Raw genomic sequence first — 16,605 nt, forward strand, 5'->3', positions numbered from 1 at the left:
TAAATAATTAAAATAAGAAAATGAGTTAATTTAAGGTTAGCTCGTTTTGTTTATTTTTGAATTGCATGTAATTTAAATATTAAGGAAGTGCTGATATGGAAAATACTAACACAAATAATCATTACAAATTACGTAAATTTGGTCCTATTACTGAACGTCGTGATTATTCAACCACCAAACATACTCTCCAAATTCCTGATTTTTTAACTACAAGTAAAGATTCTTTCGAATGATTTAAAAAATCTGGAATTGAAGCTTCTTTGAGAGAGCATTATCCAATTTCATCATCAAATAAACAAGTTAATTTAGAGTATATTCACAATACTGCTAGACTCGAAATCCCTAACAAAGAATATGAAGCTGTTAAAGATGCTAAAGTAAAGGGAATCAATTATGCGGCAAAATTACACGCAAGATTTAGAGTAACTGTAACTGAAACTGGACTTGTAAATGAAGATGAAGTTCTATTAGGTGAAATTCCTTTAATGACTTCAGGCGGAAGTTTTATTATTAATGGAAGTGAAAAAGTTATTGTAAGTCAATTGATTCGTTCACCGGGTGCATATTTCGGACGTAGTGTGCGTAATAAACAATCTGATGATCTTTTTAATAAACTTGAAATTTTACCAAGACTTGGTTCATGATTAGAAGTTACTCACAAAGTTACTTCAAAAAACACCGACATTGTAAAAATTAGAATTGACAAAAATAAGAGCGTTAATTTAACTACTTTTTTAACTGCTTTTGGTCTTTCAACTGAAACAATGAAAAGTTTATTTGGTAATTCAAAAGAATTAGAAGAAACTATTAAAAGAGATAAAAAATTAAATAATAATGAACCTTTAGCTTCTCTTGTTCGTGAAAGTCAAGAGGAATTATTTAGAATTATTCGTAAAGGTGACAGAATTACAGAAGAGTCTGTATTAAATTTATTATCAGGAATTTTATTTAACAAAAAACGTTACAACTTAAGCGAAACAGGTCGTTATATGTTAAATAAAAAATTAAGCTTGATTGACAGAATTACAGATACTATTTTGGCTCAAGATTTAGTTGTTTGAAGCAATGACGATAATGATTTAGAACCAAAAGAAATTCATTTATCTAAAGGTGATGTAATTACCTATAAAACAGCTTTATTAATTCAACAAAACTTTGATAATGGTAAATTAAAATCAGTGCATATTCCTGATATTGACGCTGAATTAGTTTATGCAAAATTACTTGATGAAAATAAAGATTTAGCTAAAAAAACAAAAATGATTTCTATTTTAGTTTATCCAAACAGAAAATGAATGGATAGAGGCAAAGCTCCTGTTAAAGTTATTGGTACTGATCCAAAAGCAAAAGAACAACACTTAATTATTTCTGATATTATTGCTGCAATTAATTACTACTTTAATTTACTTGATGGAATTGGGCAAGATGATGATCCAGATTCATTAACAAATAAAAGAATTGTGGCAGTTGGTGAATTGATGCAAAACCAACTAAATGTAGTTCTAGCTAAATTAGAAAAAACAACTCGTGAAAGAATGGGATCAAAAAGTCCAGAAGATGTTAAACCTAAAAATGTAACAAATAGCAAATTAATTTCTAACCAAATGAAAACATTTTTCAACTCTTCAAAACTTTCACAATTTATGGATCAAATTAATCCTTTATCTGAAATTTCAAATGAACGTAGAATTACTTCTCTAGGGTCTGGAGGTCTTAATCGTGATACAGCGCAATTTGAAGTTCGGGACGTGCATTCAACTCATTATGGAAGAATTTGTCCAATCGAAACTCCTGAAGGACCAAACATTGGTTTGATTTTAAACTTCGCAACATATGCAAAAGTAAATCAATATGGTTTTCTTCAAACACCATATTACAGGGTAAAAAATGGAGTTGTTCAATACGATAAAGTTGATTATTTAACTGCAGTGGATGAAGTAGGATTCTACATTGCTCAATCAACTGTTAAAGTTGACAAAGACAATAGAATTACCGATGAACAAATTACAATGCGCCACAATTATACTTTCATTATGGGTGGTCCAGAGGATGTTGATTATATTGAAGTTGCTTCAAATCAAATGGTTTCTGTAGCTGCTGGATGTATTCCATTCTTGGAAAATGATGACGCGAACCGTGCGCTTATGGGTTCAAACATGCAACGTCAAGCAGTTCCTTTATTGCAAGCAGAAGCTCCTTTTGTTGCAACCGGAATTGAAAGTGCCATTGCTAAATATTCATCAGCAAATTTAATCGCCAAAAAAGACGGAATTGTTGAATATGTAGATGGTAAAAAAATTAAAATTAGAACAGCTGAAGGTAAATCTTTAGATACATATCACTTGAAAAATTTCCAACGTTCAAATCAAGATACTGTTGTGCATCAAAGACCGATTGTAGAAGTCGGACAACAAATTAAAAAAGGTGATTTATTAGTTGATGGTTCAAGTTTCAAAAATGGTGAATTATCATTAGGTAAAAACCTTGTAGTAGCTTTTTCAACCATGAAAGGTTACAACTATGAAGATGCGATTATTTTAAATGAAAGATTAGTTAAAGAAGATGTTTTAACTTCTGTTCACATTGAAGAACTTGTTATCCAATTTAGAAATAGTCGTGCTGGAAATGATGAATTAACTAACGATATTCCTAATGTTTCAAAACATTCACTTCGTCATTTAGATGAAAATGGAATAGTAAGAGTTGGGTCAGAAGTTACTCCTGGAGATGTACTCGTTGGTAGAGTAAGTCCTAAGGGCGACGACAATCCAAGTCAAGAAGAAAAACTTTTATCTGCAATTCTTGCTCAAAGACAACAAAATGTGAAAGACACTTCATTAAAAGTTAAAAACGGTCACAGTGGAACTGTAATCGGAGTTGAATTATTAAGTAGAGAAAATAACGACCAATTCGAAGATGGCGTTGATAAATTAGTTAAAGTTTCAATCGCTGTTAAACGTAAAATTCGTGTTGGTGACAAAATGTCAGGTCGTCACGGTAACAAAGGGGTTGTTTCAATCATTTTACCAGAAGAAGATATGCCATATTTAGAAGATGGAACACCTGTTGATGTAATTTTAAACCCTCAAGGTGTGCCTTCACGTATGAACATTGGTCAGGTGCTTGAAATTCAATTAGGTTTAGCTGCTAAATCATTGCAAACTAAATTTGTAACTCCAGCCTTCGATGGAATTAAAAGAGATGACATTATGGCAGTTACTGAAGAAGCCGGCTTACCAGTTAGTGGAAAACAATTCTTAATTGATCCAATTACTGGAAGAAGATTTGACAATCCAGTTTCTGTTGGTGTAATGTACATGCTTAAATTGAATCACATGGTTGATGATAAAATGCATGCTCGTTCAGTTGGGCCATATTCATTAATTACACAACAACCATTAGGTGGAAAGAGCCAAAACGGTGGACAAAGATTTGGTGAAATGGAAACATGAGCGATCGAATCTTATGGAGCAGCGAATGTTCTTCAAGAAATTTTAACCTATAAATCAGATGATATTAATGGTAGAAATAAACTTTATGCTGCTTTAGCAACAGGTAGAGAATTACCAGAACCTGGAATTCCTGAATCATTTAATGTTTTAAGTTATGAATTAAAAGGATTAGGTATGCAACTTGAAACAGTAACTAGTGATGATAATAATGATGATTCAGAAATCGAACAATATTTTGATATTTCAATGTCAGGAGGGTTAGATGAGTAAGTTAATTAAACGTAACACAAATGTACCTATTGAAAAAATTACTTTATCATTAACTAATCAAAAAAGAGATGTTAACGAATGATCAATGGGTGAAGTTACTAAACCTGAAACAATTAACTATAAAAGTTATAAACCTGAAAGAGAAGGTTTATTTGATGAATTAATTTTTGGTCCAACAACAGATTATAAATGTCCAATTTGTGGTACTAAATACAAAAAAAGTGATGAAAATTCTGTTTGTGTTAAAACTCCAATGTGTCAAAAATATCAACCAAAAATTTTGCCTAAAATCGCAAGAAGAAGCAGAATGGGACACATTCATCTTGAAAACCCTGTTGTTCATTTTTGATTCTTTAAAATTGACCATTCAATCATTTCTAAATTATTAGGATTAAGAGTTGCTAATTCAAATATTCCAGTAACTAAGGCTGATTTAGAAAAATTAATTTACTACAAAAGTCATATTGTACTTGAAGATGGTGGTTTAAAATCATTAAGAAAAAATACAATTATCGACATTAGTGATGCAGCTATCATTTATCAAGATGCACTTTTAGAATTAAGAGATCGTTTCAATAAAGACAATGAAGATGAAGCAGATAGTTATGAAATTATTAATGAAGCGTTAGAACAATTGCAAGAATATGCGACTTCAAAAGTTGGAAAAGACTATGGTATAGATTTTTATGAATACAACGAAATTATTGAAGAATTTTCTGATGCGAAAATTTCAACTGGTTCACATGCAATTGAATATTTATTAAGTCATATTGATTTAGAAAAAGAAGTTGAAGAAATTGAAAAAGAAATTACTTCAATTAATAATCAAATTGCAGCTAATTCTTCAGCAACTAAAATTCAAGAAAGACAAAAATTATACAAACGTCTTGCAGTTTTAAATGCATTTATTAAAAGTGGCCAAAATCCACTTGATATGTTAATTTATGACTTGCCAGTTATTCCAGCTGATCTACGTCCATTGGTACAATTAGACGGTGGAAGACACTCAACAAGTGATATTAATGAACTTTATCGTAGAATTATCATTAGAAATAATCGTCTTAAAAAATGAGCAGAAACAGCTGCTCCAATGTTGATTATGCAAAACGAATATCGTATGTTGCAAGAATCAGTCGATTCATTAATTGATAATGCTCGTAAAAAACCAAATCCAGTTCAGTCAAAAGATGGAAGACCTTTAAAATCTATTTCTGACGCTTTAACTGGTAAAAAAGGTCGTTTCCGTCAAAACTTACTTGGTAAACGTGTTGATTATTCAGGTCGTTCAGTAATTGTTGTTGGTCCTGAATTAAAAATGCACCAAGTAGGAATTCCAAGGGAAATGGCTGCCAAATTATTTGAACCTTGAATTATTAAAGAATTAATTCAAAGCAAAGATAATAACATTAACTCAATTAAGGCCGGTAAAAAAGCTGTTGAAAATTTAGATCCAATTATTTGATCTTATGTAGAAAAAGCAATTGAAGGAAGACCAGTATTATTAAACCGTGCTCCTACATTACACCGTTTATCAATTCAAGCTTATGAACCAGTTTTAATTCGTGGTAAAGCAATTAAACTTCACCCACTTTCATGTACTCCATTTAATGCCGATTTCGATGGTGACCAAATGGCTGTTCACGTGCCAATTAGTCCACAAGCGGTAAGAGAAGCTAGAGAATTAATGCTTGCTTCAAAAAATATTCTTGGACCAAAAGATGGGGAACCAATTATTAACCCTGGTCAAGATATTATTCTTGGTTTATACTACTTAACCATGGAAAAATCAGGTGCTAAAGGCGAAGGATCATATTTTGGAACTTATGAAGATATGTTAACTGCTTATGAAAACAACACTGTTGATTTACATGCAAGAGTAGTTTTACCTATTTCAGAACTTAAGAAAAAATTTATTAATGTGCCAAGCAATATGCAATATATTGTAAGTACAGTTGGAAAATTTATTTTCAATAGAGTATTTCCAAATACTTTTGAATTTATTTTTGGTAAATATGTTGAAATTAAAACCAAAGAAAATGTAGATGGTTCAATCACCAAAACAGAAAAAGAAATTATTCACACTTCTGAAAATGTTGAACAATTAGCGCATTACACTTTACCATATGGTGTAAATTTCAAAGAAGCAATCGCTTTAATGCCAATTAATTTACCATTAGCTAAAAAAGATATTGCTAAAATTGTTAAAAAAGTTTATAACAATTACGTTTCAGTGATTAATATGGAAAGTTTAGCAAGTGTTATTGAAACTATTGATGAAAATTCATTAAAAGATATTTTCAATAAATGTGCTGAATTAAAAGATCACAAAGGCGATACAATCAATATTTCTCATGCTGAAATTTTAGACAAATTAATTCAAGAAGAATATGTAAAAATTAGTCAAAAAGTTGCTCGCAAATACAGAAATAAAGAAGCAATTTGAGATGCTGATGATTACACAGCTTTATTAGAAATTGTTTGATTCAAATATACTAATATAGTTGCAAGCATTTTAGATGAAATTAAACAATTAGGATATCATTTTTCAACTATTTCTGGAACAACTATTGCAGTTAGTGATGTCTTAACACACCCTAATACTAAAGAAAGAATTAAAGAAGGTGACAAATACATCGAAGAATTAAAAGAATATTATGAAGATGGACTTTTAACCGATGATGAACGTTATTCACTAACTATTAGAAAATGAACAGAAATTAAAGATGCAATTGAAAAAGATTTAAAAGCATTAACCAAAGAATATCCAAATAACCCATTATTTATGATGTTTACATCAGGAGCACGTGGTAATTCATCTAACTTTGTTCAGTTAGCTGGTATGCGTGGATTGATGAACAACAACACTAAAATTTTAAAAGCCGATGCTGAAAATGATCGTGTTGTTCGTTCAACTGTTGAAATTCCTGTTAAATCTTCATTCCTTGACGGACTTACATCTTATGAATTCTATTCATCAACTCATGGTGCCCGTAAAGGTCTTACCGATACTGCGCTTAACACAGCGAAATCTGGTTATTTAACTCGTCGTTTAGTTGATGTGGCTCAAGGTATTACTGTTAGAGAAGAAGATTGTGGAACTGACTATGGATTTTTAGTACATGATATTCGTGACACTAAAACTAATACAATTATTGAAAGCTTAGAAGAAAGAATCGAAGGTAGATTTACTAACAAACCTGTTTTTGATTTAAATGGCAATTTAATTATTGGAGCTAATGAATTAATTACTCCTGAAATTGCAAGTGCAATTAAAAATGCTGGTGTAGAAGAAGTTGAAATTCGTTCTGTTTTATCTTGCTATACTCAAAATGGAGTATGTAAAAAATGTTATGGTAAAGACTTAGCATTAAATAGAGTAGTTAATATTGGTGAAGCAGTTGGAGTTGTGGCAGCGCAATCAATTGGAGAACCTGGTACACAGCTTACAATGCGTACTTTCCATACTGGTGGGGTTGCCGGAGTTGAAGATATTACAGGTGGTTTTGGTCGTTTAATGGAATTAATCGATGCTTATGATTCACCATGAGGTAGACCAGCAGTTATTGCTGAAAATTATGGTGTAGTAATCAACATCACAGATAGCAATGGTTACAAATTAATTCATGTAGAATTTGAAGATTTTGATAACAAAAAACAAATTAAAATCTATGATGGAAAAAGCGATAGAAGAATTAGAGTTAAAGTTGGTGACAAGGTAGTTCCTGGACAAAAATTAATTGAAGGTCCAATTATCTTAAATAAATTACTTGAAGTTGCCGATACTCGTGCAGTACAAAATTATTTATTAAAAGAAATTCAAAGACTTTATCGTTTACAAGGTATTACAATTAGCGATAAATATATTGAAATTATTATTAGACAAATGCTTTCAAAAATTATGATTACCAATCCAGGTGATTCAAAATTCTTTAGTGGTAATTTAGTTGATATATTTGTATATCAAAAAGAAAGTGCTCGTTTAATTAATGAAGGTAAAAAACCTCCATTTGGAGAAGTTAAAATCAAAGGCGCTAAACAAACTCCTTTACTTTCTTCTTCATTCCTTTCAGCAGCTTCATATCAAGAAACACCAAAAATTCTTGTTAACGCATCAATTGCAAAACAAGTTGACAATTTAATTGGTCTTAAAGAAAATATCATTTTAGGACACAAAATTCCAGCTGGAACTAACTCAAATTATGAAATTGGTGGAAAATATGATATTCGTGATCCACATGAATATTTCCAATCAAAATTAAGTCCAACTGACATCGATTTAAATGAAAATGTTAATGATCAAGAAGACGCAAATATTAGCGATGAAATTTACGAATTATTAACATTTAATGATAATGAAGAACAAGAATTAGCTGATGAATTTGATAGTTACGAAAATGAAGAATAATTTCAAATAAAGCGTACATTAGGTATGCTTTATTTTTATTTTTATAAAAAATAATAAATATATAATAAATAATGAATAAATGTGTGTTTTAAAAATAAAAAATGAGGTGAATAATGGCATCAAAAAAGAAAAAATTAAAATATATAGGCCTTTCATTAGGAGGTCTTGCTCTAATTTCTGCTGCCTTAGCAACAGGATTATATTTTTTACCTAAAAAAGAAAAAGAAATTAAGCGTGGAATTGGCAAAAAAGAACCAGAGCCAAATAAACCGAATCCAGGTGAAGATAATAATTTGCCAGGAAAGGAAAAAGATGGTTCTAATCCAACTATTGATTCAAAACCTAATCCAGGGGCTGGGACAGAAACAACAACACCTAATCCAGGAGATAACACAAATCCGCCAACTGATCCAACTGATGGTTCTGAAACTGACAATGGCGAAAATATTGAATTGGCAAGAACAAGAAGTCAATTTTTCATAAATAAAAATCAACAAGTGAATTATGTGGCTTTTGGTGATTCAATTTCAGCTGGATTTGATGGGACAATGCCACGGGACTATCAAGGAGAATTAATTAATGGCGAAATAGAAGGTTTTTCTTTTCCAGCTTATTTAGCTAAATTTATTCAAGAGGCAGAAAGCAATAAATTAGCATATTTTAAAAACTTTGCGATTTCTGGATCAACATTCAATCACTGAATTGCTATTTTATCTGGTGATTTAAGCATTTTGAGTGAAAAAGAATTAGCAAAAGCAAAAAGAATTTTTAAATCCGATTTAATAGAATATGGAAATTCTGTAAAAAATCAATTAAAGAAAGCAAATTTATTAACAGTTACACTTGGTGCTAATGATATATTAGGAATGCTTAAAAGTGATTTAATGCAATTGCCTATAATAGAATTAATCAAAGAACTTTCAGCAACTGAATTAAATTATTCAGAAGTAGTGGCAAAATTAACTAATGCTGTGCAATTTATTTTAGATAAACTTGCTCAAAAAGAAGAAAAATTAATTGAAATTTTAAAAGAAATTAATCCAAATTTAAATATCAATTTAGTTTCATATCCGTTGCCAATGGCTAACATCTTTGGAATGTTAGATGTTTTTGTTTCCGAAAAATATCAAATTAAATTCCAAATTAGTCAAATGATCATTTCAATTCTCAATAAAACTTTACAAAAAACTGCTTTACAAAATCGTGTATTTTTTATAGATTCATACAATGCTGAATATTGAATACCAAATACAGCAAAATTAACACCTTTACTTTTTGATATTCACCCTTCAATTTTTGGTTATAAAAAAATGGCAATGGATATTTTTGCCAAATTAATCTTAAATACTAATGACTTAACAAAAATCAATGAAAAAGGATTCAATTGAGGCGAAAAGTTTTTTAATTCTGATTTTAATTCTTCAGTTCAAGAAATTGGATTTAAGAAAAACCCATTAGAAATTTTCGAAACTATTTTTGGACAAAATCAAGAACAATTTTTAAATACAGAAGATTCTTTAATTAAAGATAAATTATCACAAAAAAACAAAGAAAATTATTATGAAAGAGTAATTTCAGAAACAAGATTTGCAGATGCCTTATTTAAAAACGCAATTTTATCATTTTTTAAATCATCAACTTATACTAAATATGATCCAGAACATAAATTGGAAAAATTTTTAAGTAAAAATGACGGAGAAAATTTAGATCAGTTATATAACTGAATGATTGAAAATCAAATTGTTTCTTCAATTTTAAGAGACTCAGAAAATGAATTTTATAATACTGACTGAAATAAAGATGGGCAATTAAATAAACAAGATTTAACTTTCCAAAATTTATTAACTGCTTTTAAAAATCAAGCAACCAAAGAATCAAGAGTGGTTAGATATGTTGCTTCTATTTTTAATATTCCGTTTTTAAAAACCTCAAAAGAAGAAGTCAAAGAAATTTTCAAAACTATTTTCACAAATGTGGTTCAAGTTGAAGTTAAAGATTCAATTATTGACAAAATTGTTGAATTTACTTACACCGATTCTTGAGCAGATTTTATTTCAAAAGATGACTATAAAACAGCTTTAAATTTAATTTTTAATGATTTAGAAATTAGAAATTTAATAGGAGATTTATTTATTGCAATTATTAATAATTCAGACAATTTTGCAAATGCAACCACATATTCTGATTTATTAAATGCTTTTGCTAATAATGAAGAAATTAGAAATACTTTAGCAAGAGGCGGAGTAAAAATAATAAATTCTTTATTAACCAATAATGAATTCAAACAAATTATTTCAAGAACTGTTTCTAAATTGCTTCAACATTACAACTTTACAGGTAACTTAGATGAAAATGTAATTACTAAATTCGCATACAAATTAATTAGTGCATTTGCTGATATTAATCAAAATACTAATTTAGTGGAATTTACAATTAATGCTTTAGTTAATTCACTTGGAATAAACAATTACAAAGAGTTTAATGGCGAACAATTTAAAGCATATATGTTAGAAAAAATAAAAATGCTATTTAATTCTGACAATATAAATGATTCTCTTCTTTCTATTATTAAATCTTTAGCAAAACAAAATTTTGCTGAGGATTTAGATACTTTTGAAAAAGTTTTTGAATTAATTTGAACTGATAATAGAATTAATTTAAAAAGTGAAATTTTAAATCAATTAATTCCTTTAATTAAAAAATTATCAGGAGAATCATTAACTGATGAAAAAGCAACAGAATTAGCAAATTCAATTTTAAATTCTGATAAATTAGCAATTTTTGTTAAAAATGTTATAAAACAAACTTTAAATATTAATTACGAAGCAATTAAAGACTTTGATAATTTAATGCAGGTAGGTCAATTAATTGCCAATAATTTTGTTGCTAATGGTTTATATGATCAACTTGGAGATTTTTTAGAAGAAATTCTAGAAGACAACAACGTTCAAACAATAATTACTGATAAAATCGAACAAAATGCAATTATTAAACAATTTTTAGATACAACTTTAGTTACAAATATTATTAAAGCAGTCATTAATGATGGCAACTTAAAAAATATTGTTCAAAACTTTTTTGTAAATGGCGTGTTTAATTCAAATAATCATTTAACCGATTTAACTAATTTAAATCAACTAATTAAAGTTTGATTAAGTAATGATGAAAATAAAGCTTTAATAGTAAATGAAAGCAAAAAATTTGCTAAAACTTTATTAAACAATGAAACAGTTATTGAACAACTTGGCATTTCTATCTATAGATATTTATTGAATAATTCGAGTTTAGTTCAATCAAAAAATGCAATCGTTAGTCAAGAAGAATTTGTTTCTTTATTTAAAGCAACTGTTGATTTTAGCAAATTAATTATTACAAACACAAACATAGTCGATCAATTAGCCTCTTTAATACTTGACCAATTGGCTGTTAATGGTTTAGATATATCTATTGATGCTGTTGTAGCTAAATTATCTGAATCATTTAGTTTAACTAGAATTGAAACAATGGTTGTGGATATTTATAAACAAAGCATTAAAAACGGAATTAGTGTTGCAAATAGAAAAACTATTAAAAAATTGATTTTAAATAGTGTTGAGGAAACCAAATTATTTAATGTTAAAAAATTAGTTTTAGCATTTCTAGCTAAACAATTGAAAATTAATGCAGAAGTCAATAGTAATGAATATCAAACATTAGAACAATTAATCACTGAAAGTTTTAATTTTAATGAATTTAAAAGAGTTTTAGAAGGTCTTGTAGACTTAATTTTAGATAAGAACTTCAATAGTGTTAAAGATTTTGTATATATTTCTGATATTACCAATGCAATCTTACACAACTATGTTTTAAGCAATAATTACAATTTGATAGTAAGTTGAATAAATAAAGTTTTAAATTCTGAAAATTTTGCTTCTTTATATCAAAGAATAATTACTTCTATCAGAAAAAGAGCACAAAACTATATTTCTTTAGATATTTTTAAATTTTTCACAATTGAACTTTTAAAAAATGTTAATTTTAAAAATATTTTAAATAGTTTTATAAATGACACAATTGCCAACAATAATATTGCTTTAGATGAGGCACTAAATTATGAAAAAATTATTGTTGATTGAGCAAAAATTAATAAAGAATTGCTTTTAACTAATTCAAAAGCAATGGTTAATTCATTCTTTTTTGAAAATGAATTAGTAAGAAAAACTATTTGAGATTGAGTTAAAAAATTATTCAAAGAAGAAACTAATTTATTAGACAATATTTCTGATGAAGATTATGATCAAACCGTTGAAAATGCTTCTGAAATGGTTAAAAACATTTTAATGAATCAAAATGTTTTTGAAAATTTATTCAAGTTAATTTACAATGAATTTACTGCCAATGGTTTTTCTTTTAATATTCAAAATTTTAAAAGAGAAATACTATCTAATTTAAATGATGAAGTATTAACTGATATTATCGTTACTAGTTACAAATCAATTTTAGGTTCTAATTTATATGCTTCAAATAAAGCAACTATTATTCAATTTGTTCACAATTTACTTCTTGAAGATAAAATTTTCAAATTCTTACAAAGAGGTGTCGGAATTGTTGCTAAATTATTTAAAATTGACCCAAATAATGAAATTTTAATTCAAACTTATAAAGATGTGGTTAATTCAGATGAAGATCGTGAATTTATTACTGCTTTATTAGACAAAATTTTTAGTCAACCAACAGATTTATCTCAAATTAGAAAAATTAAAGACATTGTTAATCATTTATTATCTAATTTAACTGATTCAGTTTTATATGACAAAATTATTTTATTAATTAACAAAATTTTTGAAAATCCACATGCAGAAAAATTGTTAGCAGAAAAAATTAAGGAAATTAATAATCCATATTTAAGAGATCATTTAGTTATTTCTAATTTTAAATTAGGTTTTAATGTAATTGTTAAAAATCAAAATTTCAAAGATTTATTAAATGATTTTGGTTCAAAAGTTATTGCTAATATTAACAATTTAACTGAAATTTTAGATAATAGTTTAGTTTTATTATTTAAATGAATTGGATCTCAAGAAAATCGTGAATTTATCACAACCAAATTTAATAATTTAATTTTAGATACTGTAAAAAATTCTGAAGTTAAAAAATCTTTAATTGATATTATTATCAAAAAATTTGACAAATATCAATGGGCAACTGATGTTGATAGAGATGAATTAAGAACCGTATTTAATTCAGTTTATGATTATTTAACTTCAACTGTTGAAGAATTAGAAGCTATCAAACCGTTTATCAATACAGTATTAGAAACAATTAATAATACTCAAGAAGTTAATTTAACCAACTTAGTTAATGCTATTACTAATAGTTGAACTTCAATTTTTAATGAAGAAAAAGTTGTGAGTGTAATTATTAAATTTATTAAATCTAATGTGCTTTCAGACAATAAAGAAATCATTAAAAAAGTGGCTAATTCATTATTTAAATCATTATTAACTGACAACATTAATAACCAAATAGCCACAAGAATTTCTGAATATTCAAATGGTATTCTTGATGTTGAACGTTCAAAGGCCTTTTTAAATCAAATTTATCAAGATGGTAAATTTGAACAATTTGTTAATGCAACAATTGAATATTTAATTAGCAAAAAAGACACCGATTTTACGAATGTTGATACATATTATGAATTAGTGGATAAATTGCTTACTAATATCACTAATTTACCAATTTATGATTCATTTGTTGAGTTAATTAGTGCAGCCTTTAAAAAAGAAAATGTACGTTTATTAATTCCTGAGGAATATAAAAATAAATTTGATATTTATTTAGCGAATGTAACCGATTCTCAACTATCAACTGTATTTAATTTAGTTTTAAAAAACAGCAATTTTAAATCATTAGTTGATATTCTTATTAATCAAATTATTTTTGCAGAGAATGGAACTTTTGAAAATCTTAAGAATTTCAATCAATTATTAATTAATTATTTAAGTAATGTTCAAAATAAAGAAGAAATAAAAGTAAAAGTTTCTACATTCATTGATTCTATTTTTGCAAGTGATGAGTTGAAAAATCTTTTATTTGAATCAATTTATCAATATTTAAAAAATGAACAAAATTGAATTTTAACAGGTGTTGAAAAAGCGAAATTACAAGCCTTTTATAATGTTTTAATTACCAATTTATCAACTTTAAGCGAAAAAATGAATTTAAAAAATAGCTTAGTAAGTTATGCGATTGATAAAATGGCAATTTCTGGATACAAATTAAACTATGAAGAAATTTTAAGTTGATTTACTAATGAATTCTTTAGTTTGGAAAAATTTGAAAAAACATATGTAAACTTTATTAAAGCTGTAGTAAATTTACCTGAGCTTCGTGACTCAATTCCAACAGCTCAACAAATTTTTGTCAATATAGCTAATTATGTATTGGATAACACTAAATTAGTTGATAAATTATGATTAAAATTACCAGATTTCATTTCAAGAACCCTTGGCGATAATTTTACTTTAGATAATGCTAAATCATTATTGAAAAAAATAGTAAATTCTTCTGAATTGACTCAGTTTATTCAAACTTCATTGGATGGAATATTTGTTAATCCAGATTCTTATCAAAATGCAACTACTTTTGCAGATTTAATTACAATTTATTTAAACAATGAAGATTTCAAAACACAAACAGTTAAAAACTCTAAAAATTTTGTTTTCTTTGTTTTAAGAACTAGCGAAATTAAAACATTAATTAAGGCAATTCTAGACTATAACATAAGTAAATATCAAATTGATACAACATCAAATTCAATGACTAAATTAATTAATGATTTGATTGATGAAATACCAAATTTACTTGATAATTTGAAATTATTAGAACCAATAACTGAAGCAATCATTGATTATTTACCAAAATTATTAAATAAAGAAACCGCTAATGTTTCAATTCTTGACACTATTCAAAAAGCATTTAATTTCGCTGATTACAATATTATTAAGGTGATATTAAATTCACAAACTTTAAATCAAAATAAAGACACATTTAAAAGTTTATTATTAACTATTTTCAATCAAGTCACTCAAAATGATGAAGCAGCTGAAAGATTAATCAAAAACTTTATGCTTGATAAAGCCTTTGATGGAGTTTTAGACTTAAGTCCAGAAGAAACTACACAAGTTATTAAATCATTATTAAGATCAAATCATTTAAATAGAATATTAACATTACTTATTAATGAAGTAATTGATAATAATGTCCAATATGGTGAATTAGAAAATTGAAAAGCAGCCTTTAACAAATTCTTTAGTTCAAGTTCAGCCCAAGAAATAAAATCAGAATTAAAACTTTGAATAAAAGAAATATTGACTGAAAACAATGATGTAATTGGTGCTATTGGTTCAGTTGTGACTAAAAAATTAAAAGATGCTAACTTTGATTTGAATGACACCAATGATAAAGCTTTAATTACTCAATTCATTGGCGGAGCCTTAAAAGGCTTTATTACAACTAGAATGTATGATGATATGATTGATGCAATGTTTGAATCACTTAAAAATATGTATTCATACAACAAAAAAGATTATGTAAATAAATTAATAAATGACATGATGAGTGGGGCATTAAAAGTTATCAAGAATGATAAAGGAAAAATTTCTCTTTCAAAAATTTTAGAAAATTATCAAATTTTTGACCAAATTATTAAACAAATAGACAATCAAGTTTTTGTAAACTTTATTAATCGAATTTTTGCCGCCAACCCAATTACTGATGCAAATGGCAACTATACCAATCAAATTGGAATTTTTAAATATTTATTCCAACCTAAAAATTCTAATTCTGGAAATTCAAATTTTGAAGTTGAAGCTGGTGCAATTTGATCTATGGCAACAAGTAATTCATTAAATAATTTACTTTATGTAATTTGAAGACCATTAGTCACTCAATACTTAAAAACCTTAAAAGAAAGAACAAAATTTGCAAATATTAAAACATTAAGAGAACAGTTACCAGAATATCATGCCATTTTTAGAATTTATGCTTCTTTAGCTCAATTCTTATATAAATACACACCAAATGGCCTATTTTGAAATGGAACTAATACAACAGCTGAAGCTTATTTATATGGCAGCCTCGAATATGCATTCAATCAAGTTAAATCTCAATATAGAGATGTATTTACCAAATATAATGGATCATTACACTTTATTGGATTTAGAGGAAATGCTTCAAATCCTGATATTCATAAAGATTGATGAGCGGGTGCTATGGCAACAAAAGGAGTTGTTTCAGAAAGAAGAGCAAGAAGTAACTATTTAGGTAGAGATTCTTATGCGGCAGATCATGTTTTAGTTTATATTTATTATCCAAATGCAATTGATAGTAAATATAACGGTAATAAAACCTTCAATAGAGTTTTAGTAGAAGCTTTACATAGAGGATATTTAATTCCTGTTCAAAATAGAGAAAGTTGATTTATTAAAGATTAATTAA

Annotated in this window: 3 protein-coding genes; all 3 read left to right on the forward strand. The window is 27.3% G+C overall.

The annotated features are described in order from the left end of the window. Positions 1-95: 95 nt before the first annotated feature. Entirely contained in the window at positions 96-3,722 is a 3,627-nt protein-coding gene (gene rpoB / locus Q346_RS0101740) for a DNA-directed RNA polymerase subunit beta (protein ID WP_027332805.1), read from the forward strand. Then, positions 3,715-8,127 (forward strand): DNA-directed RNA polymerase subunit beta', encoded by a 4,413-nt coding sequence (locus Q346_RS0101745; protein ID WP_027332806.1) that lies wholly within the window; start codon positions 3,715-3,717, stop codon positions 8,125-8,127. The genes rpoB and Q346_RS0101745 overlap by 8 nt, the downstream gene beginning before the upstream one ends. Before the next feature lie 113 nt (positions 8,128-8,240). Next, positions 8,241-16,601, forward strand: a complete 8,361-nt coding sequence (locus Q346_RS0101750; protein WP_027332807.1) for an SGNH/GDSL hydrolase family protein — start codon at positions 8,241-8,243, stop codon at positions 16,599-16,601. Positions 16,602-16,605: the final 4 nt, after the last annotated feature.

This window comes from Mycoplasmopsis gallinarum DSM 19816 (genome assembly GCF_000621085.1).
GTDB lineage: Bacteria > Bacillota_I > Bacilli_A > Mycoplasmatales > Metamycoplasmataceae > Mycoplasmopsis > Mycoplasmopsis gallinarum.